This window comes from Melioribacteraceae bacterium (assembly GCA_030584085.1).
GTDB lineage: Bacteria > Bacteroidota > Ignavibacteria > Ignavibacteriales > Melioribacteraceae > SURF-28.
On sequence record CP129490.1, the window covers coordinates 2,772,986 to 2,799,952 of the forward strand.

The window sequence follows — 26,967 nt, forward strand, 5'->3', positions numbered from 1 at the left end:
AATTTAAACGGAGACAAAATGCCTATTCAAGATAAGATTCAAGAGTTGATGGATATGCGTGCGAAAGCACGTTTAGGCGGTGGTGAAAAAAGAATCGCTTCACAACATCAAAAAGGTAAATATACAGCGCGTGAAAGAATTGATATGCTTTTGGATGAAGGAAGTTTTGAAGAATTTGATATGTTCGTTTCACATCGTACAGTTGATTTCGGTTTAGACAAACAAAGTTATCTTTCTGATGGTGTTGTTACAGGCTACGGTACTATTGACGGAAGACTAGTTTATGTTTTTTCGCAAGACTTTACAGTATTTGGCGGATCCCTCTCAGAAATGTATGCCCAGAAAATTTGTAAAGTAATGGATAAGGCAATGAAAGTTGGTGCTCCGGTAATTGGTATAAACGATAGTGGTGGTGCTCGTATTCAAGAAGGTGTTAAAAGTCTCGGTGGCTATGCTGATATCTTCCAAAGAAATATTTTAGCATCCGGGTTGATTCCACAGATATCTGCAATCTTTGGTCCCTGTGCCGGTGGTGCTGTTTATTCGCCTGCCTTAACAGATTTTACTATCATGTCCAAAGGAACAAGTTACATGTTTGTAACAGGTCCAAAAGTTGTTAAAACAGTTACCGGGGAAGAAGTAAGTGAAGAAGATTTAGGAGGTGCAAGTGTACACGGTACAAAATCGGGTGTTGCGCATTTTGTAGCTGATGATGAGAATGAAGGAATTCTATTAATAAGAAAATTACTCAGTTACTTGCCTCAAAATAATTTAGAGGAACCTCCTCTTGCCGCATGTGACGATCCGATTGACAGACTTGATGATACATTAAACGAAATTATTCCAGAAAGTCCGAACAAACCTTATGATGTAAAAGACGTAATTCACTCTGTTGTTGACTATAATGAATTTTTGGAAGTTCAAAGAAGATATGCACCAAACATTGTCACCGGTTTCGCAAGATTTAATGGAATGTCCGTTGGTATCGTTGCCAATCAACCTAGTTATTTAGCCGGTGTGTTAGATATAAATGCTTCACGAAAAGCCGCAAGATTTGTAAGATTCTGTGACTCATTTAATATCCCAATTGTAACATTAGTTGATGTTCCAGGATTCTTACCAGGTACTGCTCAAGAATATGGCGGAATTATTTTACATGGTGCAAAACTTCTATTTGCCTACGGAGAAGCAACCGTTCCGAAAGTGACTATAATATTAAGAAAAGCTTACGGCGGTGCTTACGACGTTATGAGTTCCAAGCATTTACGTGGTGATATAAACTATTCTTGGCCGGCGGCTGAAATAGCGGTCATGGGTCCCAAAGGTGCCATTGAAGTTTTACATGCGAAAGAGTTAAAAGAGATTAAAGACGAGCATGAAAGAGCCGTTTTTATTGCCGAAAAAGAAGAAGAATATAAAAACAAATTTGCAAATCCATATGTTGCAGCTAAATATGGTTATATAGATGATGTTATTGAACCACGGAATACAAGATTTCGTATTATCCGTGCATTACAAATGTTGAGTACCAAGAAAGATCAAAATCCACCAAAGAAACATTCAAATATGCCTTTATAAGAGAAATCGATGAATGAAATAGTACAACAATCAGATACTTTACAAGCAATTAAAGATAGTGTAGCATCTACAGTGAATTCTGTCTCAGGTGAGTTACCCGATCTTCATTTTACATTGGAAAATATTACGCAAGATAGTTTAATAATTACTGTACTAGGATATACAATTGTTTTTCTATCTCTTTTATTCTTGTTTGTAGTCTTCCTGAACATAACAAAAATTATAAATTACAACGTTCGGAAGAAACTAAAAGAGTCGGGAAAGTTAACTGAAGAAAATAATGAAGTATCAATATCCGGAGAAGTAACAGCCGCTATTTCGATGGCGTTAGTTCTTCATTTTAGAGAAGTTCATGATTTTGAAAGTACAATAATCACCATCAAAAAAGTACAACGTCCGTATTCACCTTGGAGTTCAAAAATATACGGTTTAAGACAGTACCCGGGCAAAAGATAAACAGGAAATAATATGAAAAAATTTAAGTTCACTCTTCGCGGAAACAAGTACGATGTCGAATTACACAGCATTGAAGATAATATTGCTATAGTTGAAGTAAACGGTTCGAAGTATGAAGTCGAGATAGAGCAAGAAATTAAAACGACAAAAACTCCAAAGTTAATACGCGAAGTAGCCATCCCTTCGTCCGAAAGCGATAGAGCCAAAACAAGTAAACCTTCTGAAAAAAAGGGAGCAGGAAATATAAAAGCTCCGCTTCCGGGAACAATCTTACAAATATTTGTGAAGGAAGGCGATATAGTCAAAAGCGGCGATAGGCTTCTGATTATGGAAGCGATGAAAATGGAGAATAATATTTCTTCGGATAAGGAAGGGAAAATAACTGCCGTTAAAGTTAAAACCGGGGATTCCGTACTTGAAGGTGACGTACTAGTTGAGATTGGGAGTTAATGATGGAAATCTTGAAAGATTTAGTTGACGGATTTAGTGTTTTTGTTCAGTATACAGGTTTTGCGAATTTAACGATTGGGCATTTACTTATGCTTATTGTTGGATCATGTTTTATTTACCTCGGAATTGCTAAGGAGTATGAACCGTTACTTCTTGTCCCAATCGGTTTTGGTATCCTAGTTGGAAATATTCCCTTTCTTGAAAGTGCCGGTCTTTCTTTAGGTATTTATGAAGAAGGCAGTGTTCTCAATTATTTATACTTTGGTGTACTTAAAGGAATCTATCCCCCGTTAATCTTCTTAGGTATTGGGGCGATGACCGATTTTTCAACATTAATTTCAAATCCTAAACTAATGCTACTCGGAGCTGCGGCTCAGGTTGGAATTTTTCTTACTTTTATCACTGCTCTTGCCCTAGGATTTACACCACAACAAGCAGCTTCAATTGGTATTATTGGTGGAGCAGACGGACCAACTGCGATTTTTCTATCCTCTAAATTAGCTCCCGAATTAATAGGTGCAATTGCAATAGCTGCATATTCATACATGGCATTAGTACCTGTAATACAACCACCAATAATAAAATTACTTACAACCAAAGAAGAACGCCGAATTAAAATGAAACCACCTCGTTCCGTTGGTAAAACCGAACGTATTCTTTTCCCTATCGTTGGGCTATTACTAACCACATTTATTTCCCCAGGTGGCTTGCCGCTTTTAGGTATGCTGTTCTTTGGCAACCTGCTCAAAGAATCCGGTGTTACAAAAAGATTAGCCGAAACCGCTTCAAGACCACTGATTGATATTGTTACAATTCTGCTCGGATTGACTGTCGGGGCTTCAACTCAAGCAACAACTTTTTTAACACCGCAATCTATTTTAATTTTCGTACTTGGCGCCGTTTCTTTTATGATCGCCACTGCCGGAGGTGTTCTCTTTGCAAAAGTTATGAATATATTTTTAAAAGGTGATAACAGACTAAATCCAATGATTGGTGCCGCCGGGGTTTCAGCAGTACCTGATAGTGCTCGCGTTGTTCAACATTTAGGATTAAAAGAAGACAAAACAAATTATCTGCTTATGCATGCGATGGCACCAAATGTTTCCGGTGTAATTGGTTCAGCTGTCGCGGCCGGTATTCTATTAAGTTTTCTGATGCAAATTATCTGACATTTTTTTGCATTAATTTTTATAAAGATAATCTTATCTTTGTTATTTCACTATTCCTAACTGGGGGTTAAATGAAGAAGTTACTTACCTTTTTCACTTTCATTTTTGTATCTACTATTGCCTTCTCACAAGCAGATTCAAAATTTATTTGTGCTCATTCCAAAATTGCAGCTTATGAGAAAAGTAACAAGTTAAATCAAATCCAATATCCCGGCGATCAAAATATTGATGTAACTTACTACAAGCTGGATCTAAATATTACTTATGATGAAAGCAAAACTGATGTCGTCTATCTTGAAGGAGTTGTTACAATTTCCGCTAAAGCAATAGGCAATATCAATTCTGCTTTCTTCGATCTAAGAAATCACTTCACAATTAATGAAATAAAAGTTAACGGGAATCCTACCTCGGCATACGTTAAGGATAATAATAAAATTACTCTAAATTTCGATTCAGCAGTTAATGATGGTAATGAGTTTACGGTTGAAGTAACTTACGAAGGTGTTCCCGGCTCATCAGGCATGGGTAGTTTTGAATACGATACAAATTATGATGTGATCTGGACATTAAGTGAACCATACGGCGCACCGGATTGGTGGATTTGTAAAGATAGTCCCGCCGACAAACCAGATTCGGCAGATATTTGGATAACTTGCAGAAATGATTTTATTCCGGCTTCTAACGGTACTTTAGAAGATATAATAGATAATGGAAATGGAACACATACTTATAAGTATCATGAATCATATCCGATTGCCCATTATCTGATTTCGCTTGCGATTGCTCCTTATGAAACTTTTCAAGAGTACTGGAACTACTCCCCAACTGATTCTATGTTAGTTATTAGTTATAATTTTCCGCAAAATCACACACAATCAAGAATCAACAGTTTAAAAGAAACCATTAATATGTTAGATGTTTTTTCAGACATGTATGGAATGTATCCTTTTGTTGATGAAAAATACGGTCATGCTGAATGTTTATTTGGCGGTGCAATGGAACATCAAACTATGACTTCGATGGGTTCATTCGCATACAATACTGCGACAATTGCCCACGAACTAGCACATCATTGGTTTGGTGACATGATAACTTGTGCCGATTGGCAAAATATTTGGTTGAATGAAGGATTTGCAACTTATAGCGAATCTCTTTATTGGGAAGCCGCATATGGTCATGATGCTTTTATGGATGATGTCCAATCCAATATGCGTTCCGCAAAATTTGCAACAGGATCAATATACGTGCAAAACATCAATAGCATAAACGAAATTTTCAGCGGTGTAAGAAGTTACGCGAAAGGTTCGATTGTTTTACATATGCTTAGAGGTGTAATTGGTGACGAAGCTTTCTTCCAAACAATGTACAACTATGCTCATGATGAACAGGTAAGACATGCATCAGCAGTCACAGAGGATTTCCAACGTGTTGCTGAAGCCACCTCCGGTATGAATTTGGACTGGTTCTTTCAACAATGGATTTATGGCGAAGGTTATCCAAAATATAAATTTGGCTGGACTAGTGATCAGACGGCCGGATTATTTTCTGTATCGGGAATAATTGAACAAACTCAATCAGTGGGTCCAACTTTTAAGATGCCAATTGAATTAGTTGTTGAATATACAGACGGCTCCGAAGAATCATTCATTGTCTGGGATTCAACCGCATCACAAAATTTTGAATTTTCTGTTTTAAAAGAGCCATTTGCGGTTTCATTTGATCCGAACTATTGGATATTAAGAGATGTAACAGAGTTAATGATTGATCCACCGCTAGATAAAGGTATTCTTTTAGTAAACGGTTTAACATGGAATGATGACGTAAATAACTCGTATGAACAAAAATCTTTTTGGGGAAACCTGCCGATTTCATTTTGGGATTTACAACAGCAGCCATCAGGTGGTTATCCCTCCGCACTTCCGGTGCCAGAGGGAAATGGAGATTTAACTATGTCAACAGTTCGCAGATACTCAACAATAATTTGGGTTTCGAGCGGCAGCGATGCAAACAAATTTGATAAACAATTGATGAACGACTATTTAAATGCCGGAGGTAATTTATTGTTGATCACCCCTTCTGGCAAATCTTTTATTGATGATAATTTATTAGAGTATTTAGGAATCACTTGGCATACTTCTGCGCTTACTACATTAAAAGATTTTCAAAGTGTCGAACCCGGTTTAAGTAATATTACTGTTACTGCAAATCAAACATTTATTAATGTATTTAATACGCAGTTAAATTCTGTATCATCAACTTTACTCTATCAATCAACAGAGGGATTTGATGAGCCAAGAGGTGTCGGAGTGATTTCTAGTCCAGAAGATCTAGGGAAATTTGCATTGCTGGCATGTAAGCCACTCAATTTTGATTATACAGAACTTTCAAGCAATTTAGAATATATAATAGTCAATTTAATTGGCGAACCTCTTACTTCAGTAGAAGATAAAGAGTCGGTTGTAAATGTTTTTGAGTTGAAATCTGTGTATCCAAATCCATTCAATCCGACTACAACTATTGAATTCGCTTTACCTTCAAACGAACATGTGAACATCTCCGTTTATAATATTATTGGACAGAAAGTTGATGAAATAATTAATGATAATTTTGAAAGCGGCATCCACAAATTCAATTGGAATGCATCACATTTAGCTTCCGGAATTTATTTAATAAAATTTGATGGCGGTAAATTTCACGCAGTTCAAAAAGCAGTTTTAATGAAATAAATTTTGGATAGGGGATGTTCATCGAATATCCCCTATCTTTTTCAAATCATTCTAATTTATAGTACTACCACAAAATAATCACACCCTCGTCCTCCAAATAATTCAAATCGAGAAATCCAAACAAATGTTAGATTATATAAAATACTACGAAAAATATTCGATAATATTTAAATAATAATTTTTGTTTCACTCAATCTTCATTTTTTCTTAAGTTGCATAATCCAGAAATTATAAGAAACAAAGATGAAAAATTTATCAACTATAGTATTTTTATCATTTATTCTAACAACAATCTTAGCAGGTGAAAATTTGTTTGTCCAAGAGAAATCTACAATACTTGAAAACGTTAAAGAACAACGTGAAGCTGAACTAAACTCATATTACTCCAATAAACAGTTAGGTTCATTTATTATTGACGGCAAAACTTATTTTAGATTATTTACTCCAAATGCGGTCGAAGTTGAGCTGGTAACTTTTAAAAATGTTGAAGACAGCGTTGGTCAAACTCATAAAATGAAGCGCGATAAAGATGCGGTTTGGGAAATAATTTTGGAAGGTGATTTACACGGACTTTATTATGGTTTCAAAGTCTATCATAAAGAGGACGAAATAGGAAATCCCGAACAAGTTTTATGTATCGATCCTTATGCGAAAGCTGTTACAACATTTAATACTTACATGAATCCAAGAAAATCTATTGTATATAATAGAGATTATGAATGGGAAGGTGATGAATGGATTCAACAAGATTGGCGAGATTTAATTATTTATGAAATGCATGTTCGTGATATGTCAATACACTCTACAGCAGGAGCAGCAAATCCCGGAACCTATAAAGGTCTTACCGAAAAAGGAATACGAGGTGGATTAGATTATATTAAAAAACTTGGTGTAAACACTGTTGAGTTACTTCCCGCACAAGAGTTTGGGAATATGGAAATCCCTTTCGAAGATTCACTCGATGGCCGATTTAATACATGGAATCCTTATGAACGAAACCATTGGGGATATATGACTGCGGCATACTTTGCTCCGGAGGCATATTACGCCGAAGATTGGAAAGAATTCAAAACCAATACTTGGATGGGAAAGGAAGCAAAACAAGTAAATGCATTTAAAGATATGGTAAAAGCATTTCATCGAGATGGCATTGCTGTTATGCTGGATGTAGTTTACAATCATCTCTCAGAATATGAACTTGGCAACCTGAAACAAATTGATAAAGAATATTACTTCAGACTTGATGATAACGGAAATTTTATTGCAGAAAGTTATTGCGGCAACGATTTAAAAACCGAGCGGCCGATGGTCCGTAAATTAATTATCGATTCAATTTTGTACTGGATGAAAGAATATCATATAGATGGGTTTCGATTTGACCTTGGGAAACTAATCGATTGGCAAACAATCGAAGACATTATTCACGAGGCAAAAAAGGTAAACCCACAAGTAGTGTTTGTCTGTGAACCTTGGGGCGGCGGATACGATCCGCAAGGATTCTCAATGCGCGGTTGGGGTGCCTGGAATGATCAAATCAGAAATGGAATTAAAGGTGAAAACCCGGTAAATGGTTTAGGTTGGATTTTTGGCGAGTGGTATGGAAATAACTCACCTCAACGAGTTAAAAGCTATGTAAACGGAACATTAGTAAAAGATTCTTTGGGATTGTTTCAAAAGAAAGAACACTCTGTTAATTATTTAGAATCACATGATGGATATACTTTAGGGGATTTTATTAGAATAGGATTACGAAATGTAAAGCCTGACGAAATCATTAGAGATGTTGATAAACATGTAAAACTAACTCTTCTTGAACAAAAGTTAAATAAACTTGGTGCATTATTCCTTATGACTTCGCAAGGAATAACAATGATACACTCCGGACAAGAATTTGCTAGATCTAAAGTTATTCCGATAGATATTGAAGTTGAAGATTCGCATAAAGGTCAAATTGATCATAACACTTACAACAAAGATAATGATGTAAACTACATCAATTATGATCACGTTGATATTAATTATGGCTTATTCGATTATTACCGTGGATTGATCGAATTAAGAAAAACTTATTCTGCATTCCGACACGCTGATTATGAAAATATAAATTTTATTGAAAATAAAAGAACACCGTTTTCATTCGCTTATACTGTATCGCATGAAACTGATGAATTTCTTGTTTTATTTAATGCCGATAGAAAAATCAAAACAGAATATTCTCTACCGGAAGGCAAATGGGAAGTACTTGTGAATTCAAAATACGCCGGGACGAAAGTGTTAGAAACAGTTGATGGAATTTATAAAGTAGAAGTGAGTTCCGGTGCTGTGTTAAAGAAAGTAAATTAACTATAGATAGCTTTCTTTAAAGATATTTCCAAAGCCTCTTTAAATGATTTCAAGTTTACGGGTTTTTGGAATACAAACTCAACACCCTGTTCCGCATATTCTTCCGATATCGCAAGAGTGATGTCGCTTGAAAGTACAATTACCGGTGGCTTAAATTTTACATCAAGAATTTTTATCTGTTTTACCAATTCATAACCGCTCATTTCCGGCATATAGTGATCAGTAATTACAATTGCCGGGGGTGATTCAATGATGGATTTCAAAGCTTCCTCACCATTCGACGCCTCAATGATTGTATAACTTGGCAGAAAGTTTCGAATTAATTTTGAATATAATAATCGATCGGTTCTAGTATCATCGACAAGTAAAATATTCATTGATGATACCGGGATGGTAAATATAAATTCAGTACCATCGCCCAATATAGATTTAACAGAAATTTCACCGCCATGTTTTTCAATAATTTCTTTGACTAAAGATAAACCCAAACCACTTCCCTTTTCGCCCGATGTCCCAGGTGTAGTAAATTTTGAATCAACATTAAACAACTTATCGATATCAGATTCTTTTATACCAACTCCGTTATCTTTAACATGAAATTGAAAAGCTCTTTTTTCAACAACCGGTTCGGCAGATATAGAAATATTTCCGCCGTCGTTCGTAAACTTAATTGCGTTCGAAATCAAATTATTGAACACCTGCAGTAAAAGTGTTGAATCAGCATGAACGAATACATCTTCTTCAACATTTAAATTCACTTCTATTTTCTTTTGGAGTGCGGTACCGGATAACATGTTAAAAGATTTTTTAACAACTTCTCTAACATTAATTCTTTCCGGTTCAAATTTAATTCTTCCTGTTTGAATTCGTGTCCAATCCAATAAAGAGTTTACAAGCGAGAGCATACTTTTTGATGAATCTTGAATCAGCTTTATATAATTTCTTTGTTTTTCTTCTGAAACATTTTGTTCACCAAGTAAATAATCCGTAAACCCGATTATTGAACTGAACGGAGTTCTCAAATCATGCGAAATTATCGAAAGAAATCTATCTTTTGCTTCATTCAATTTTTTTAGATTCTCAGCAGAATTTTTTAGTTCTTCCTCGGCTTTCTTTTTATAAGATATATCGCTCACTAAACCATAAATACGATGGATTCTACCTTTATCTTTTCGGATAATATTAATTTTATTTTCAATCCAAACAATGCTTCCTGAATTGCTAATAATTCTATATTCGAATGCTTCAGAAGTTCTTCCGGGATCAGAGTATAATCTGTTTATTTTTGTTAGAATAGATTCTGCATCATCAGGATGAATTATTTTCATCCATAACTTCTCATCAGTTAAAAATTCATCAACAGTAAATCCGGTAATATCTTTAATCGCCTGTGTATATAAAACTACCTTTAACTTGCCATCTTTTTCTTCAGCAGTCCATAAACTTTCTTCAATATTTTCTGTAATACTTCTATAACGTTCTTCACTTGCTCTCAATTCTTCACGGCTTGATTTTTCAACTGTGACATCTCGCAAAACCGAAACTAAGAACATGCTTTCGTCAACACCGTACTTTGCAATGGAATTTGCCACAGGAAGTTTACTTCCATCCTTTTTAATTAAATCAAATTCCATACGAGAAGATTCGGCGGCTCCGGTTTCAATTTCAACAAAATTTTCTTGGATTTCTTCTCTTACCGTTGGATCGATTAGTTTATAAAAATTACTTCCAACCAAATCTTCTTCCGAATTATAACCTAACATGCTTGAGAATGAGTTATTCACAAGAATTATTGTACCGTTAACAGTTACCGCAATACCATCTTGAGATGCTTCAAAAACCGTTTTGATTAACAGTAAATCCTTTTCAGCTTGCTTTTTTTGAGTAATATCAGTTAGTACAGCTATATAATACTTTGGCTTGTTTTCTAAATCGTGTACCGAAGCAAAGCTGGCAAGAACAAATATTACCTCGCCGTTACTTTTTACCAGCGGCAACTCTCTGGCTTGCATCGAATCGAGATTTTTCGGAGAAATTGTAAATTCATTTTCTTGGAGATACTCAATATCAACCAAATCTGAAAAATACTTATTTGAGAGTTCTTCATCGGAGTAACCAAAAGTTTTAACAAAATATGGATTTACGTATTGAATTCTTCCATTAAGATCAATTGTGCAAATGTATTCGTGTGAATTTGTGACTATGTTACGAAATCTTTCTTCGGATTGCCGAAGTTCTTTTTCTAGATTATATCTTTCTGTAACACTCGAGCATAAAATGACTATGGATTGTTTATCTCCTTCTCCGGTTATGCCCATTCTTACATCGTAAAACTCCTTATTATCTTCACCCTTATCTACGGTAAGTTCACCTTCCCAATGTTTTTTTTCTAATAGTTCATCACGTAATATTTGGAAGTAATCTCCATTTAATGATGGGAAAATTATATCTATAAATTTCCCGAAGACTTGACTCTTTGTATAGTTAAACGTTTTCTCAGAGGATTCATTCCAAAATCTAATTTCACCTTTGAAATTAATTCCAATCACTGCATCAACAATTGACGAAGTGATTGCTTGATATCGACGTAATTCATTTAGTTCACTTTCAAAAGCTATTTTTTCTTCGAGTTCTTTTGTTACATCTTTAATAAGAACAAGTGTTGTAGTGTTGTTGCCGGAGATTGGAATGACCTTAACATTGACAAAATTATTATCATAAAGTTTACTTAAGGGAAGGTTAATCTCTTTTTTCTCTACAATATTTTGTTTTGCTTTTTCATAAAGATTGTCTAATGCTTTTTCACAATCTTTTTCAAATAATTCTCTAACAAATTTTATTTCCTTTTTTATTTTTATGCGGTGTGATGAAGAATTATAAATTACTTCACCTCTCATGTTCGTAATAAAAATTATATCGGCAATCGGAGAGAGAGTTTCTAGTAATGATTGATAATCATATTTTTGCTCCTCAGGTGATGAAATTGATTTGATATCTTCAATAATTATAACTCCGCCTTTGAATTTGTTTTCTTCAAAGATCGGAACACCTTTAACAATTATTTTAATCGCACTGCCATTTGTTGCTCTGGTTTTGGATAATTCAACTTCAAATCCATCTCCCTTAATTAAATTTTGAAATTGTTTTGCAAGTGAGCCAAGACCAATTTTCTGTTCATTTAAAATTGATTTACCATATAATTCATCTTTGGTAAAAGCTGTTGAAATTCCGAAAGAAAAAAAGCTTTCATTCAAAAAAGTTATTCTTAGTTCTTCATCAAAGATTAATATTCCGATAGGAGCAGAATCTAAAAAAGTGTTTAACAAGATTTCAGAAGTTGTTTTCATTAATCCGATTATTGATTGGAATACTACTATCGAATATAGGAAATAAGTATGTTTAATTAAATATTGGCTGGATTAATATATCAGGGGATGTGTTTTAAACATCCCCAAATAATTTAACTTCTGTAAGTCGGTCCGGATTTCTTAACATTATCATTTACGTATTCTTCAAAATCCTTAAAGTTTTCATGGAACATATCAGCTAATTTTTTAGCTGATTTATCGTAGGCATCTTTATCTTCCCATGTGTTTCGTGGGTTTAAAACTTCTTTCGGAACATGCGGAATTTCATCCGGAACTTGCAAACCGAAAATTGGATCCGGATTTGTTTTTACATTATCCAGCTCACCGTTGAGAGCCGCAGTTAACATAGCACGTGTATATTTAATTTTCATTCTGCTGCCGACACCATACGGGCCGCCGCTCCAACCGGTATTTATTAACCAGCAAGCCGAGTTATGTTTCTCAATTTTTTCACCCAACAATTTTGAATAAACCGATGGATGCAGAGGCATAAATGGAGCACCAAAACATGTGCTGAATGTTGCTTTGGGTTCTGTTACACCTTTTTCAGTTCCTGCAACTTTTGCAGTGTAACCTGATAAAAAATGATACATCGCTTGATCTGTAGAAAGTTTTGCGATTGGCGGTAGAACTCCAAACGCATCGGCAGTTAACATAATTATATGTTGAGGATGACCCGCCATTCCGCTTTCAACAATATTATTGATGTGAGTAATTGGATATGCTGCTCGAGTATTTTCAGTTAAGGAACCGTCATCTAAATCCAATTTTCTTGAATCAGTATCAAACGCTACGTTTTCTAATATTGTACCGAACATTCTTGTTGTTTCATAAATATCCGGTTCGGCTTCTTTTGAAAGATTTATTACTTTAGCATAACAACCGCCTTCGTAATTAAATACGCCGGTATCGCTCCACCCATGCTCATCATCGCCGATTAATTTTCTTTCCGGATCAGCGGATAAAGTTGTCTTGCCCGTTCCCGATAACCCAAACAAAAGAGCAACATCATCATTTTTACCAACGTTAGCTGAACAGTGCATTGACATTACATTTCGTAATGGATTGAGATAATTCAATATTGTAAACACAGATTTTTTAATTTCACCGGCATACGGAGTGCCGCCGATAAGTACAATCCGTTTTTCGAAATTCACAATTACGAACACATTTGAATTAGTTCCGTCGTCACCTGGTTCAGCATGCAAACTAGGCATTTGAATAATTGTAAACTCGGTTTTTAAGTTTTCGAGTTCTTTTTTGTCCTCAATTCTGACAAACATGTTGCGAGCAAAAAGACTGTGCCACGCAGATTCGGTAATAATTCTTATCGGCACTTTATATTTTGGATCCGTTCCAGCATAACAATCTTGAACATAAATATCTTTGTTCTGTATATATGCAATCATTTTCTTATAAAGCCCGTTAAATTTGTCTTCATCAATCGGGCGATTTACTTTTCCCCACCAAATATTTTTATCGCTCGTCTTTTCCTTAACAATAAATTTATCGTTAGGACTTCTACCGGTATATTGACCGGTTCTAACAACCAAGGGTCCTAAATGAGATAACATTCCTTCTCTTCTGCAAATTGCTCTTTCATACAACGAAGGAGTTGACATATTGTAATAAATACCGAGAATATTTTTGATTCCTAATTCTTGTAATTCTTCAAGAATTCTTACTTTGGTTTTCATTATTCCTCATAAATTTTTAGAAAAAGTTTATAAAAATTTAAACAAAAGCGTTCGCTTTGCCAAATTATTACTGATCGATTTAGAATGATTTTAATTCTGTTTCTAATTATTTTGATTCATATTATTATTTAAAATTGATTGAATATCAATTAATCTTAGCTTTGTATGCCGTTAAATATAAAATCAGCTTCCCTCACAATTTTTTTTTACATGTGCTCTCCATGTAAAGTTTAATTAATATTATTAACGAAAACTGTATTAACTTATATTACAATATAATTTAGGGAGGTAGCTTAATGAAAAAAATCTACTTAATTCTATTTCTTTTTCTTGTCGGTTCCGTATCAGCTCAATGGTACAATTTACAATGGCCACCGACTGCCGAAATTAATGAGGGTGGTTCATTTAATGTGTATGCACAAATTTGGATTGACGGAGTAACAGCTTCAGCAGGTCAGTCAGATGGACTTCAAGCTTGGATTGGTGTAAGTAGTACAAATACCGACCCGTCAACATGGGCGGAGGACTCATGGTACCCAGCAACATTTAATGGTGATGCAGGAAATAACGATGAATTCACAGCTTCAATAGGTAGTGATTTATCAGGTGGAACATATTACTATGCCAGCAGATTTTTATATGAACCGCCGGTTGATGTGAGAAGTTTAAATCCGTTGAATGCTGCAGTTTATTGGTATGGAGGAACCGGAGGTCCATGGAATAACGACAGTGGAGTTCTGACGGTAAATGCATTACCGACTATCGGTTGGGCAAATCTGCAATGGCCTCCTAATGCTGCGATTCTGGAAGGTGATTCTGTTTCAGTTTATGCACAAGTTTGGATGGACGGTGTAACTAGCGGAGCAGGTCAAGGATCTAATATTTATTCATGGATTGGCGTTAGTACCACAAATGATAATCCGGCAACCTGGGATGAATCAGTTTGGGTTGAAGCTGATTATCTCGGTGACGTTGGCAACAACGATGAATACACAGCGGCAATCGGCAGTTCGCTTTCCGAAGGAACCTATTATTATGCAAGCAGATTTTTGTATCAAGTACCTGACGTATCAAAAAGCTCTAATGAAATTACAAACGGACTAAATTATTATTATGGTGGTTATAACGGAGGAGCCTGGGATAGCTTAAATAATGTTTCAGGTGTCTTAACAGTTTCATCAGTTCCTGATACTGTAATTGATTGGGCAAATTTGCAATGGCCTCCTCAAGTTAATCTTGTAAATGAATTAGAGTTTACTGTGTATGGACAGGTTTATGAATCCGGAGTGACTGACGGTGAAGGACAAGGTGCAGGAATTGAAGTTTGGTTCGGGCTTAACTTGAAAAATACTGATCCAAGTACATGGGATGCGTCAGCTTGGACAAACGGAATTTTCAATGTTGACGTGGGAAATAACGACGAATACATGGCTACATTAAGCATTGGTGAATTGTTAAAAGAAATTGAAATATTACCATTTTCATTTTACTATGCAGCACGATACAGATTAAATAACGGTGACTATTACTATGGAGCATTCCAAGGCGGAGCTTGGGATGGTGTTAATAATGTAAACGGTGAAGGACTATTTAGCTTACCTGATATTTCATCTATCGGATGGTGCAATTTACAATGGCCGCCGTTAATGTCATTTGTTGAAGGTGAAAGCGGGACTGTCTATGCTCAGCTATGGATTGATGGAGTTACTTCCGTGCCTGGTGCAACCGAAGGAATACCGGCTTACATTGGTGTTCACACAGAAAATGTTCATCCGGCTCAATGGCCTGTTGAAGCATGGATTCCAGCAATTTTTAATGATGATGTAGGTAATAACGATGAATTTATGGCTGAAATTGGAGCTAATCTTACACCCGGAACTTATTATTATGCAAGTCGTTTTGTTCCCGGTGGTGTAAAATCATTTTACGGTGGATATAATGCCGGCGGAGGTGGTTTCTGGGATGGTGTTAATAATGTCTCCGGTGTGTTAACAATTAATCCAATCGGTGGGCCGACCGTTGATTGGTGTAATTTGCAATGGCCTCCTGACGGAAATATTCAGGAAGGAAATGAATTTATAGTTTACGCTCAAACATGGATTCAGGATGTAACAAGCATACCCGGAGCAACACCGGGCTTATCGGCTTGGATTGGAGTAAGCACAGAAAATTCAGACCCATCTACTTGGAATGAAAATGTTTGGAAGTCAGCAGCATTTAATGTTGATGCCGGAAATAATGATGAATTTATGGCAGATATTGGTTCTTCACTTTCAGGCGGAACATACTATTATGCAAGTCGTTTCCAAATTGAAGATGGAAGTTTTTCATATGGCGGTTATAATGTAGGTGGTGGTGGATTCTGGGACGGTACAAACAATGTTTCCGGAACTTTAGTTGTTGATCCTTCAACTTCTGTTGATGAAGATAAAATTCCGACCGAATATGCACTGAGTCAAAATTTTCCGAATCCGTTTAATCCGACTACGACTATTAGTTTTAGTCTTCCATTCCGAAGTAATGTTGTGTTGAAAATTTACAATATTATGGGTGAAGAGATCGCGAATCTTGCAAACAACACATTTGAAGCCGGCGTTCATTCATTAAATTGGGATGCCGCAAATTATGTATCCGGTTTATATATCTTAAGAATTGAAGCCGCATCAAACGAAAAGAATTTTGTCGATATGAAAAAGATGATGCTGGTTAAGTAATGATTTTTAGATTTACCAAAAACCCAACTTCTCAAAAGAAGTTGGGTTTTTTTATATCCATTCCCTCAACGAAATTTTCAATATATTTTCTATCGAAAGCAATCCTCTAGTACATTCACGATTATCAATGAAATGAAATTAAAAAACATAATTGCTAAATTTGAATTATTAAATTCACTTAGATTAATTTTACTTTCTTGGCGGAGTATTATAAGTACTATCAAACTGAAAAATGAAAACTATGTTTAACATAAAAACACATTCGGCATTAATCTACTTTTCCCTTTTGACTTTTGCATTTATCCTTTGTCCTTTGTCCTTTATACTTGTTTCCTGTAACACAACCGAACCTCCGCCGGATAACGATAAACCAAAACCAACTTTATCTCTTTCACTTGATGATACATCACCTACTGAAGTTTGGCTTAATCTTACAACAACGGACTTAGAACTACCCAATGAGATTATTCTATTTAGAGACGGAGATACATCACAAATAATAGCACTTACCGAAAGTGAAATAACTTTGTATGAAGACTCGCTTCTTCCATCTCAGAGTTATACTTACAATGTATCCAGCGAAAAAAATCAAGTAACCAGTAATGAAGTTACAGCGGTAACAATGGATACAACAAGCCACAATTTTACTTGGGAGGTATTTGAGTTTGGTGAACACGGAAACAGCATATTGAGAGATGTAGCAATTATAGACGAGAGCAACATTTGGGCTGTAGGAGCAATTTACCTAAAAGACTCAACCGGGGCGAATGATTCGAAAGTTTATAACGCAGTCCACTGGAACGGTAAAGTATGGCAACCATTGAGAATTGTGGAAGAAGGATTTCTACTTGCTCCAGAGTATAGTATTTATGCAATAGCGGAAGATGATATTTGGATAGGCGGTTCAATACCTCAACACTGGAATGGGAAGACTTGGACTTTCTGGGGAGGAGACAAAGGTTATGAAGGAGGGTTCTATATTAACAAAATTTGGGCTAAAAGTTCAAATGAGGTATATCTTGTTGGCGGCAATGGAAATATCCGTTATTACAACGGCACGTCATGGCGAAAGATAGAGAATCCCGTAGGGACAGGTGGGACGGATGTTGATTTGCGGGATGTTTGGGGTCAAGGGGATATAGTCTGGATTAGTGGTTATGAAGAGACCGGTGAAACTGTTTTAATCAAGATTGAAAATGTACTTGCAGAAATAGTCTTCTCCGAAAATGTAATTAACAATCCTTCTCAATTTAACGGAACGATACGAAGTCTTTGGACTAACACAGAAACACATCTTTATTTACTCAGTTCAACAAACCTATACCGATACAGTAATGGTATCAATGACGAAATAACATCATTAGTCGAATTTGGAGAAAGTAGAGCTTGGTTTGAGCGGCTGAGGGGAAATGATGTGAATGATCTTATTATCGCCGGATATAAATCATCGATTCAACATTATAACGGAAATACATGGAAGGAGTATCCGGAGTTACAAGATGAGTTTAAGATAACATTCGGGTTGGATTACAAAGATAATATTGTGGTAGTAGTAGGAGAAGATTACAGAAGCGGATTCTTTTCTAAAGGATTTATTTCGATTGGAAAAAATTAAAAAGGTATTAGAAATGTTAACTCCACCGGAAAGCACAATCCCTCGATAGAAAAAATTGCTGCGAATTATTCACAGAATCGAAACAATCTCATCTGTAATTTTTGCAGTCGCGCCAATGTTTTTCTTAACATAATCGGGGAAAAATAGATTTAAGATGATGTTAATCAAGTAATAATTCTAGGTTTACCAAAAACCCAACTTCTTTGAGAAGTTGGGTTTTTTAATACATTCACAAAACGGAAACAATTTCATCCGTAATTTTTGCGGTTGCACCGATGTTTTCCTTAACATAATCGGATGCTATTTGTCCGAGTTTTGATCTGTAAGTATCATCGGTAATTAATTTACTGAGGATTCTATAAGCTTCTTTTTTATTGTGCACAACTCTGGCGCTTCCCTCTTCAATCAATGATAATGCTTCCTGGCTGTTATAAATTTTTGGACCGAAAAGTACCGGCAAACCATAAACGGACGGCTCTAATACATTATGGACATTCTGCTTAAATCCGCCGCCGACAAATGCTAAGTCGGCATAGTAGTACAAACTAAGTAGAATACCAATTGAATCAATTAGAATGACTCTTTGATTATTATAAATATTCATATGCGAGAATCTTATTGAACCGATTGATTTATTAACTTGGTGTTCTAACTTTTCGAGATGATTTATTGTTGGTTCGTGCGGTGCAATTATCAAAATTAAATTTTTATGTTTACTCATTAATTTAAACAACGCGGGAAGAACAACTTCTTCATCGGATTCCCATGCACTGCCTAATACAACAACTTTCTTACCATCAAAGAAATTCTCTTTGAATAATTTTTTTTCTTTTGCCTGCAAACTTTTTTGATAAACACGGTCATATCTTGTGTCGCCGACAGTTTTAACTTTACTGCTGTCTAAATTGAATTGAAGAAAGTTATTTCTGTCTTCATCGGAAACTGTTAATATTTTATCTATTTCCTTATATATATGATGATGAAAAATCTTAGCGACTCCATACTTTCTCGGAGAGTTGTAACGCATTGTTGCATCGACTAATAATGTTGGAATTTTTTTATCACTTAATTCAAAAATCATATTCGGCCAAATATCGTAACGCATGAAAACGGCGACATCAATTTTTAGAACATCCAGAAATTCTTTGCATTTTTTCCGAGAATCAAGTGGTATGTATGTTACAATATCTGCAAAAGAATAATTTATTGAATTCTGATAACCCGATGGTGAAAAAAAAGAAACAACTATAATTACTTCTTCTCTTTTTCTTAGCTCTTCGATAATTGGTTTTGCCTGTTCGAATTCTCCCATCGAAGATGAATGAAACCATATTCGCTTTTTCGATTTATCTAGTTTTTTAACTTGGGATTTTAATTTTTCTGCTAAATTCTTTCGATCTCTTATTCCTCTTCTAATTTTATTATTGAATAATGACGCGACGTAAATCGCCGCAATGAAAAGTGGAAGTAATAAATAGTCGTAAAAGAATCGAAGTAATTTGATCATCATAATGAAATAAATTTTTCAATTTTATTGTGAACTAATTCCGGAGTCAATTCCAACATACATTTAAAATGTGACTTCGGACATTTGTCTTTACCAATATGCGAACATGGTCTGCATTTTAATTCCTCGTTTTCAATGACTAATGAATTTTCCGAATAAGGCGCGAAACCGAATTCTTTAACAGTTGATCCGAATATTGCAATCACCGGAACATCAACAGAAACTGCGGTATGCATCAACCCGGAATCATTGCAGACAATTAATTTGCATTCTTTCATATCGCGAGCAATTTGAATTAAATCATTTTCTGTTGATAAATCAATCGCGCCGGGAATTTCTTGCTTAAGATTATGACAAATTTCTTTATCATCACTTCCGCCGAAAAGTAAAATTGTATAGCCTTTCGCACTTAATAGTTTACCAAGTTCATTGAAATATTCAATCGGCCACATTTTAGTGAAATGTTTTGATCCCGGTGCAAAGCCAATATATTTTCCGGGTTTTACACTTGAGATAACTTCCTCAGGAACAAACAAAGATGGTTTTTGAAAATTGAAATCTAATCCGGGAATACTTTCAAAATACATTTGCGGAATTGATTTAACTTTTTTGAAAAGATTCCATTTAAAATTAACGAGTAAAAATTTATTCAGAGTTGGTTTCTTAAAACGATAAACTTTTGCAGATAATTTTGAACTAATTTTTCTGCTTCTAAAATTATTTTGTAGATCAATTACCAAGTTATATTTATTTTTTTGTAATGACTTAAGAAGTAGATCAATATTTTTTGATTTATCAAATTCATAAATGTGGTTAAGAATTGGATTAGTTTTTACCGCATAAAGAAATTGTGGTTTTACAAGAAAATCAATTTGCGTGTTTGGAAACTTCTGCTGCAGTGCCGAAATAACCGGAGTAGTAAGAAGTACATCGCCAAGCGAGCTTAATCGGATAATCAATATTTTTTTATAGTTTGTCAGCTAATAACCTAAATTGATGAAGGAGAACAATAATATCAATCATTGCTTCCAAATTTACTTTAAATAAAATTGTGATTCGACAAATATAATTTGTAGAAAAAATTCAACTTAGTTATTTTAATACACTATAAATTGAAAAGGTGAAAAATGACAACTCTTCCTCCTCCTTCAACAAACTTCTTTCCCACAGATTCGCTAGAAAAAAAAGTTTACAACATTGTAGAAAAGTATTCCGAATTTATCCCGATTCCAAACGACCGAAACAGACTTGGTTTTAATCTATATAAATTTATGACCGGCGAAGGTGATGCACCGGAAATTTGTGTGAAAAATGCTAAGTTAAAATTGGTTGGAATTACACATCAAGAACTTGCTTCAAAACTAAATGAAGATTTAAAACAGATTTAGCTGTAAACAATTTCCCGGGATTTTAATTAATCATAAATCCCGGGGAAAATTTTAATCGCCTTCTTCTTCTATAAACTTTTCTACCAGTTCAACATCTTCTCTGCTACCAATATAAATCGGCACTCTTTGATGAAGTTCTGTAGGTTTCATTTCAAGAATTCGATTACCTTTTCCGTCGGTTGCTTTACCGCCTGCTGCTTCAACTATAAATGCCATTGGGTTGCATTCATAAACCAATCGAAGTTTACCATTCGGATTTCGCTTATCTGCCGGGTACATATACACTCCGCCATATAAAAGATTGCGATGAATATCAGAAACCATTGATCCTATGTAGCGCGCTTTGTAGGGTTTTTCGTGATTATCTTGTGCCTGAAGATGTTTAATATATTTTTTTAATCCTGGATGCCAGTATTTATAGTTACCTTCATTAATGCTATAGATAGCACCTCTTGATTTCGTTTCAATATTTTCATGTGAAAGTAAGAATTCACCAAATGCAGGATCAAGTGTAAATCCGTGAACACCATGTCCCGCAGTGTAAACAAATATAGTACTCGAGCCATAAACAATATATCCGGCTGCAACTTGATTATCACCTTTCTGCAAACAATCTTCCAATGTACCGGGACCCTCTTCACTTGGATCAATTCTTTTGTAGATCGAGAATATTGTTCCGATACTTACATTCGCATCAATGTTTGATGAACCATCAAGCGGATCAAATAGAATTACGTACTTACCAATTTTGTGTTTTTCCGGAATGTGAATGATATCGGTTTCTTCCTCGGATGCCATAACGCAAAAATGTCCGGTGTGATCAAGAGCTCTAATTAATGTATCATGCGCAAACATATCAAGCTTTTTAACTTGTTCGCCATGAACGTTTTCATCTCCGGTAAATCCAAGAATATCAGCCAGCCCGGCTTTGTTTACTTCAAGTGAAATTACTTTTGCCGCTAAACCGATTTGGTTAAGAATAGCCGAAAGTTCGCCAGTTGCCCCGGGATGAAGTTTTTCTCCTTCATCAATGTGCCTGGGCAAAGTCATGAAACGAGTTTTTGCCATTATTTCCTCCCTGTATTAAGAAGTTTTTACAACTTCCTGATCTTTGTATTGCAGCTGGTACAATTTATAATATATACCTTGTTTTGCGAGTAAGTCTTGGTGGGTTCCTATCTCTCTAATTTCGCCTTTGTGCATGACAATAATTTTATCAGCGTTTTGTATCGTTGATAATCTATGTGCTACAACTATTGATGTTCTTCCGACTAATAATTTTTCAATCGCTTGTTGAATTAATATTTCCGATTCGGTATCAATGCTTGAAGTTGCTTCATCTAAAATAAGAACTTGCGGATTATAAGCCAAAGCTCTTGCAAAAGAAATTAATTGCTTTTGTCCCACACTTAATGTTGCGCCTTTTTCTTTGACCTCTTCGTTGTATTTGTTGGGAAGCTTTTCTATAAACTTATCCGCACCGACAAATTTAGCGGCTGCAATTACTTGTTCATCTGTTACATTAGGCGAACCTAAACTTATATTAGATTTGATCGTCCCGGAAAAAAGATAAACATCTTGCAATACTATTGAAATAAATTTTCTCAAATCGCGTTTATCTAATTCGGAAATATTAACTCCGTCAATTAATATTTCACCTTTTTGTATATCATAAAAACGAGTGAGAATATTTATGATACTTGTTTTGCCCGCACCCGTGTGACCAACTAATGCAATTGTTTCACCGGGATTGATTTTTAACGAAATGTCTCGTAAAACATATTCGTCCGAGTTATAAGAAAACCAGACTTTCTTGAATTCAATTTCACCTTTAACATTATTTAACTCTTTAGGATGATCGGGATTTTTAACAAATGTTTCGTTATCAAGTAACTTAAATATTCTTTCCGATGAAGCCATTGCGGTTTGCATAATATTATATTTTTCCGAAAGATCACGGATTGGACGGAAAAACATTTCGGTGTATTGAATAAAAGCGAATAACACACCTATGGTCATCGCATTTTGAACAACTTGTCCGCCGCCGTACCAAATGATTAAAGCGATTGCTAGTGAACTTAATATTTCCACAACCGGATAGAAAACCGCATAATAAAAAATTGAATCAATATTAGCTTTACGATGATCGGCATTAATATTAGAAAACTTTTTAAGTTCATCTTTCTCTTTGGAAAAGATTTGGACAATACTCATTCCGGTAACATGTTCTTGCATGTAAGAATTAAGTCTAGCTAGGTGAAATCTTACATCTCTGTAAGCATCTCTAACTTTTCTTCTAAACAAGAAAGTCCCATAAATTAAAATAGGAAGAACCGACAATGTTACAAGCGAAAGATCCCACGACATGAAGAACATAAAAATTAAAATCCAAAAGATGATAAAGATATCACTGAACACCATTACAATTCCTGATGAGAAAAGTTCATTCAACGCTTCAACATCGTTTGTTGTTCTTGTAACTAATCTCCCGATCGGAGTTTTGTCAAAGAATCTTAATGCTAACTTTTGAATATGTGAAAAGATTTTAACCCGAAGATCAAAAATTATTTTTTGACCCATCAATTGAGTATAGTAAGTCAAAAAATATTGGATGACCGATTGAATTAATAACGCACCGATCAATATTGCCGATATAAGTAGTAAACCATTATAATCGCTCTCAACTATATAGTCATCGACAGCAATTTTTGTTAAATACGGACGAACCGGGCCGAGTGCGGCAACTACAATGTTTAATATAATTGCTATAACAACATACTTTTTATAAGGTTTAACGTAACCCAAAAGTCGTCGCATTAATTTGGAATCGTATGCTTTACCTAATATTTCGTCGCCGGTTTCAATCATTAATTATGATAATTCCTTTAGTTCTTCTTCCAATAATTGTTTGAAATGTAAATCAGCATAAATACCGCCGAGTGAAACGAGTTTCTCATGATTTCCTTGTTCCTGAATTCTTCCGTTTTGTAACACTAAAATCTTATCTGCATCTTTAACCGTGGAAATTCTATGACTGACTATTATACTGGTTCTATCTTTCATATATTCTTTTAACTGCTTTAAAATCTCTTCTTCGGTATTTGTATCGACCGAAGAAAATGAATCGTCAAGTATGAGTATTTTAGGATCGATAGCTAATGCTCTTGCCAGACATGATCTTTGTTTTTGTCCGCCGGATAAAGTAATTCCTCTTTCACCGAGCATTGTTTCATAACCTTTAGGAAATCCTTCAACATCTTTATCAAGTTGAGATATTTTTGCAACATGATTAACAATTTCATCATTTCCGTTTTTTGTACCGTAAAGAATATTATTTTTCAATGTATCCGAGAAAAGGAATGTTTCCTGCGGAACCAAACCAACATTTTGCCTTAATATCTTTAGTGGAATTTCCTTTATCTTATAACCGTCTATTAGAACATCACCGTTTGTTGCATCAAATAATCTTGGTATCAAATTAAGCAAAGTTGTTTTTCCTGAACCGGTTTTACCGATTATCGCAATTGTCTCTCCCGGCTCGATTGAAAAACTTATATTATCCAAAACATCCGGCAAATCATTTTTATATCTGAATGAAACATTTTTAAATTCAATTCTGCCTTTAATTGAGTTTATAATTGTTCGTGTCGCTTTTGAGTCTTGAATTTCCAATTCTTCATGCAGAATTTTGATTAATCGCTTCATACTTGCAGAAGCTTGTTGAATGATATTCAAAATCCAGCCGAAAGCAATCATAGGCCAAATTAACATTCCGAGGAAAATTACAAATGCGGAAATATCACCGAGAGTTAGAGCGTTTTCTATGACCATTCCACCGCCGGCCCAAACAACAATGATTACTGAAAGTCCCGCAATTGTATAAAGTATTGGCTGGAACAAAGCTTGAATTTTAACTTTGTCCATTGTCTTGTTGAGATAATCTTCGCTCTGTTCTGTAAAATTTTTAATCTCTCCGTCTTCTCTTACATAGGATTTAATTACCCTAATTCCGGCAAAATTTTCTTGAGCTCTTGTTGTTAAATCCGAAAAGCTTTCTTGTATAAGCGTAAACTTTTTATGAATCTTTTTACTCAATTGATAAACAAAGTAAGATAAAAACGGAAGCGGTATTAAAGTATAAAAAGTTAAGAGAGGACTTATTGTAATCATTATTGCAATGATTATTATAAACTTCGAGACTGTATCAATGGAATACATAACTGCCGGACCAACATACATTCTCACAGCGCTGATATCGTTAGTAGCATGCGCCATTATATTTCCGGTGGAGTTATTTTGGAAATATCTATGGGATAATTTTTGAATGTGAGCCCAAAAATCTTGACGTAAATCGTACTCAATTTCTCTAGATACAACAATGATTGTTTGTCTAATTAAAAATCGGAAAACGCCTGCAATAACTGCCGCGATAAATATGAGTAATCCATATTCGAATAATTTATCGAACTTAACATCCTGCTGAATTCCGTCAATTCCCTCTCTCAAAAATATTGGAATGAAAACTTGCGCGATGTTCGAGATGAGTATAAAGAGAACACCAAGAGCAAGTTTCTTTTTGTAACGAAGGAAGTATTTATTTAAATAAGATAAACTATCCATATATTGAATTTACCGAGCTGCTATATCCTAAATTAATTTACTAATCTATTACTTTAAAGCCGGTATACTTTTGAAGAACTTCAGGTACAATAATTTTTCCTTCAGGAGTTTGATAGTTCTCTAAAATTGAAACCATCAATCTGCTTGTTGCCAATCCCGAACCGTTTAATGTATGAAGAAATTCTACTTTTTTGTTTTCGGATTTTCTAAAACGAATGTTTGCCCTGCGAGCTTGAAAATCCTCAAAGTTACTGCATGATGAAGCTTCCAACCATTTATTTTCGGCAGGTGACCAAGTTTCAATATCATAACATTTTGCTGCTGCAAAACTTAAATCTCCCGAACATAACATTAAAATTCTATAAGGAATTTTTAATGCTTTTAAAATATCTTCGGCATCATTCGTGATCTTTTCCAATTCATCGTAGGATGTTTCCGGTTTAACAAGTTTCACCATTTCTACTTTATTGAATTGGTGAACTCTTAAAAATCCTTTTGATTCTTTTCCGTAAGAACCGGCTTCTCTTCTAAAGCATGCTGTATATCCAACATAGTTTATTGGTAATTGGTTCTCTTCCAAAATTTCACTTCTGTGCATATTGGTAATTGGAACTTCTGCGGTTGGAATTGTGAAAAGATCATCCTTCTCGGCATAGTACATATCCTCTTCCAATTTAGGAAGCTGTCCGGTGCCGAACATTGATTCACGATTTACCAAAAGTGGAGGAATAATTTCGGTATATCCGTGTTCATTAATATGAAGATCAAGCATGTAATTTATTAATGCTCTTTCTAACTGAGCACCTTTTCCAACATAAACCGGGAATCCGGAACCGGTTATTTTTGCTCCTCTTTCGAAATCAAGGATTTTTAATTTTTTGCCAAGCTCTATATGGTCTAAAACTTTTCCTTCTGTTTTAAAAGAGAAGCCTTCCGGTGACCATTGTCTGACTTCAACATTTTCTTCTGCGGATTTACCAACCGGAACTGAGTTGTGCGGCAAGTTCGGCAACCAGATCAGCAATTTGTGTAAATTTTCTTCAACTTCTGCTAACTGGGTATCAAGATCAGAAATCATATCACCGACTCGCTTCATCTCTGCGATTTGTGCGGATGCATCACCACCGGATTTTTTTATTTGTCCGATTTGCTGTGATGCAGAATTTCTTTGAGCTTTCAAATCCTCTACTTGTGCAATGTAGCTTCTTCTTTTTTCATCGAGTTCCAGCACTTGATCGATAGTATCCTTTTCATTTTTATTTTTAATTCCAGCTTTCACTACTTCCGGATTTTCTCTAATAAACTTGATATCTAACATTCTAAACTATCTCCTGAT

17 protein-coding genes are annotated in these 26,967 nt (G+C 35.1%); 9 read left to right on the top strand and 8 right to left on the bottom strand.

Features of this window, described 5'->3' with window-relative positions:
• The first annotated feature begins 18 nt into the window (after window positions 1-18).
• The 6 genes from QY331_12685 to QY331_12710 all read left to right on the top strand — a co-directional run bounded on the left by QY331_12685 (window position 19) and on the right by QY331_12710 (window position 8,722).
• Window positions 19-1,578: an acyl-CoA carboxylase subunit beta gene (locus QY331_12685; protein ID WKZ68807.1), complete on the top strand. Its 1,560-nt coding sequence runs from the start codon at window positions 19-21 to the stop codon at window positions 1,576-1,578.
• Window positions 1,579-1,587: 9 nt separating this feature from the next.
• The gene (locus tag QY331_12690; protein WKZ68808.1) at window positions 1,588-2,034 is read left to right on the top strand and encodes an OadG family protein; all 447 of its coding nucleotides are present in this window, start codon (window positions 1,588-1,590) and stop codon (window positions 2,032-2,034) included.
• 12 nt (window positions 2,035-2,046) lie between these two features.
• Window positions 2,047-2,484: a biotin/lipoyl-containing protein gene (locus QY331_12695; protein WKZ68809.1), complete on the top strand. Its 438-nt coding sequence runs from the start codon at window positions 2,047-2,049 to the stop codon at window positions 2,482-2,484.
• Window positions 2,485-2,486: 2 nt separating this feature from the next.
• A complete protein-coding gene (locus tag QY331_12700; GenBank protein ID WKZ68810.1) occupies window positions 2,487-3,653 on the top strand; it encodes a sodium ion-translocating decarboxylase subunit beta in 1,167 nt (388 codons plus the stop codon).
• Window positions 3,654-3,724: 71 nt separating this feature from the next.
• The gene (locus QY331_12705; GenBank protein WKZ68811.1) at window positions 3,725-6,379 is read left to right on the top strand and encodes a M1 family aminopeptidase; all 2,655 of its coding nucleotides are present in this window, start codon (window positions 3,725-3,727) and stop codon (window positions 6,377-6,379) included.
• A gap of 243 nt (window positions 6,380-6,622) precedes the next feature.
• Window positions 6,623-8,722: an alpha-amylase family glycosyl hydrolase gene (locus QY331_12710; GenBank protein ID WKZ68812.1), complete on the top strand. Its 2,100-nt coding sequence runs from the start codon at window positions 6,623-6,625 to the stop codon at window positions 8,720-8,722.
• On the opposite strand, the gene QY331_12715 is transcribed toward QY331_12710, so the two are convergent.
• Window positions 8,719-12,069 carry a PAS domain S-box protein gene (locus tag QY331_12715; GenBank protein WKZ68813.1) on the bottom strand — a complete coding sequence of 1,117 codons (3,351 nt, stop codon included), beginning with the start codon at window positions 12,067-12,069 and terminating at the stop codon, window positions 8,719-8,721. The two genes, QY331_12710 and QY331_12715, sit on opposite strands and share 4 nt — an antisense overlap.
• A gap of 113 nt (window positions 12,070-12,182) precedes the next feature.
• Window positions 12,183-13,787: a phosphoenolpyruvate carboxykinase gene (locus QY331_12720; protein WKZ68814.1), complete on the bottom strand. Its 1,605-nt coding sequence runs from the start codon at window positions 13,785-13,787 to the stop codon at window positions 12,183-12,185.
• Between the two features lie 296 nt (window positions 13,788-14,083).
• Between QY331_12720 and QY331_12725 the strand changes: the two genes are divergently transcribed.
• Together QY331_12725 and QY331_12730 are read left to right on the top strand one after the other, a co-directional pair.
• Window positions 14,084-16,501, top strand: coding sequence for a T9SS type A sorting domain-containing protein (locus QY331_12725; GenBank protein WKZ68815.1), 2,418 nt, complete (start codon window positions 14,084-14,086; stop codon window positions 16,499-16,501).
• Window positions 16,502-16,742: 241 nt separating this feature from the next.
• Window positions 16,743-18,116, top strand: coding sequence for a hypothetical protein (locus QY331_12730; GenBank protein ID WKZ68816.1), 1,374 nt, complete (start codon window positions 16,743-16,745; stop codon window positions 18,114-18,116).
• A 229-nt stretch (window positions 18,117-18,345) separates the two neighbouring features.
• Here the strand turns inward: QY331_12730 and QY331_12735 are convergent, their stop codons facing one another.
• A complete protein-coding gene (locus tag QY331_12735; GenBank protein ID WKZ68817.1) occupies window positions 18,346-19,626 on the bottom strand; it encodes a glycosyltransferase N-terminal domain-containing protein in 1,281 nt (426 codons plus the stop codon).
• The gene (locus tag QY331_12740; GenBank protein ID WKZ68818.1) at window positions 19,623-20,582 is read right to left on the bottom strand and encodes a glycosyltransferase family 9 protein; all 960 of its coding nucleotides are present in this window, start codon (window positions 20,580-20,582) and stop codon (window positions 19,623-19,625) included. Before QY331_12740 ends, QY331_12735 begins: the two co-directional genes overlap by 4 nt.
• A gap of 168 nt (window positions 20,583-20,750) precedes the next feature.
• Here QY331_12740 and QY331_12745 point away from each other — a divergent pair, with 168 nt between their 5' ends.
• A complete protein-coding gene (locus tag QY331_12745) occupies window positions 20,751-21,011 on the top strand; it encodes a hypothetical protein (protein ID WKZ68819.1) in 261 nt (86 codons plus the stop codon).
• 51 nt (window positions 21,012-21,062) lie between these two features.
• Here QY331_12745 and fbp read toward each other — a convergent pair whose 3' ends face one another.
• The 4 genes from fbp to serS are packed head-to-tail and all read right to left on the bottom strand — an operon-like array spanning window position 21,063 to window position 26,949.
• Window positions 21,063-22,079 carry a class 1 fructose-bisphosphatase gene (fbp, locus tag QY331_12750; GenBank protein WKZ68820.1) on the bottom strand — a complete coding sequence of 339 codons (1,017 nt, stop codon included), beginning with the start codon at window positions 22,077-22,079 and terminating at the stop codon, window positions 21,063-21,065.
• 15 nt (window positions 22,080-22,094) lie between these two features.
• Window positions 22,095-23,879, bottom strand: a complete 1,785-nt coding sequence (locus tag QY331_12755; protein ID WKZ68821.1) for an ABC transporter ATP-binding protein — start codon at window positions 23,877-23,879, stop codon at window positions 22,095-22,097.
• Window positions 23,880-23,882: 3 nt separating this feature from the next.
• A complete protein-coding gene (locus QY331_12760; protein WKZ68822.1) occupies window positions 23,883-25,631 on the bottom strand; it encodes an ABC transporter ATP-binding protein in 1,749 nt (582 codons plus the stop codon).
• 40 nt (window positions 25,632-25,671) lie between these two features.
• Window positions 25,672-26,949, bottom strand: a complete 1,278-nt coding sequence (serS, locus tag QY331_12765; protein ID WKZ68823.1) for a serine--tRNA ligase — start codon at window positions 26,947-26,949, stop codon at window positions 25,672-25,674.
• Window positions 26,950-26,967 lie beyond the last annotated feature (18 nt).

Bases quoted from the DNA above. Each gene is read 5' to 3' on its own strand.
- QY331_12755 (WKZ68821.1), bottom strand. From the start codon at position 23,879: ATGATTGAAACCGGCGACGAAATATTAGGTAAAGCATACGATTCCAAA.
- QY331_12735 (WKZ68817.1), bottom strand. From the start codon at position 19,626: ATGATGATCAAATTACTTCGATTCTTTTACGACTATTTATTACTTCCA.
- QY331_12745 (WKZ68819.1), top strand. From the start codon at position 20,751: ATGACAACTCTTCCTCCTCCTTCAACAAACTTCTTTCCCACAGATTCG.
- QY331_12730 (WKZ68816.1), top strand. From the start codon at position 16,743: ATGTTTAACATAAAAACACATTCGGCATTAATCTACTTTTCCCTTTTG.
- QY331_12705 (WKZ68811.1), top strand. From the start codon at position 3,725: ATGAAGAAGTTACTTACCTTTTTCACTTTCATTTTTGTATCTACTATT.
- QY331_12725 (WKZ68815.1), top strand. From the start codon at position 14,084: ATGAAAAAAATCTACTTAATTCTATTTCTTTTTCTTGTCGGTTCCGTA.
- QY331_12720 (WKZ68814.1), bottom strand. From the start codon at position 13,787: ATGAAAACCAAAGTAAGAATTCTTGAAGAATTACAAGAATTAGGAATC.
- QY331_12695 (WKZ68809.1), top strand. From the start codon at position 2,047: ATGAAAAAATTTAAGTTCACTCTTCGCGGAAACAAGTACGATGTCGAA.
- QY331_12690 (WKZ68808.1), top strand. From the start codon at position 1,588: ATGAATGAAATAGTACAACAATCAGATACTTTACAAGCAATTAAAGAT.
- fbp (WKZ68820.1), bottom strand. From the start codon at position 22,079: ATGGCAAAAACTCGTTTCATGACTTTGCCCAGGCACATTGATGAAGGA.
- QY331_12760 (WKZ68822.1), bottom strand. From the start codon at position 25,631: ATGGATAGTTTATCTTATTTAAATAAATACTTCCTTCGTTACAAAAAG.
- QY331_12685 (WKZ68807.1), top strand. From the start codon at position 19: ATGCCTATTCAAGATAAGATTCAAGAGTTGATGGATATGCGTGCGAAA.
- QY331_12710 (WKZ68812.1), top strand. From the start codon at position 6,623: ATGAAAAATTTATCAACTATAGTATTTTTATCATTTATTCTAACAACA.
- QY331_12700 (WKZ68810.1), top strand. From the start codon at position 2,487: ATGGAAATCTTGAAAGATTTAGTTGACGGATTTAGTGTTTTTGTTCAG.
- QY331_12715 (WKZ68813.1), bottom strand. From the start codon at position 12,069: ATGAAAACAACTTCTGAAATCTTGTTAAACACTTTTTTAGATTCTGCT.
- serS (WKZ68823.1), bottom strand. From the start codon at position 26,949: ATGTTAGATATCAAGTTTATTAGAGAAAATCCGGAAGTAGTGAAAGCT.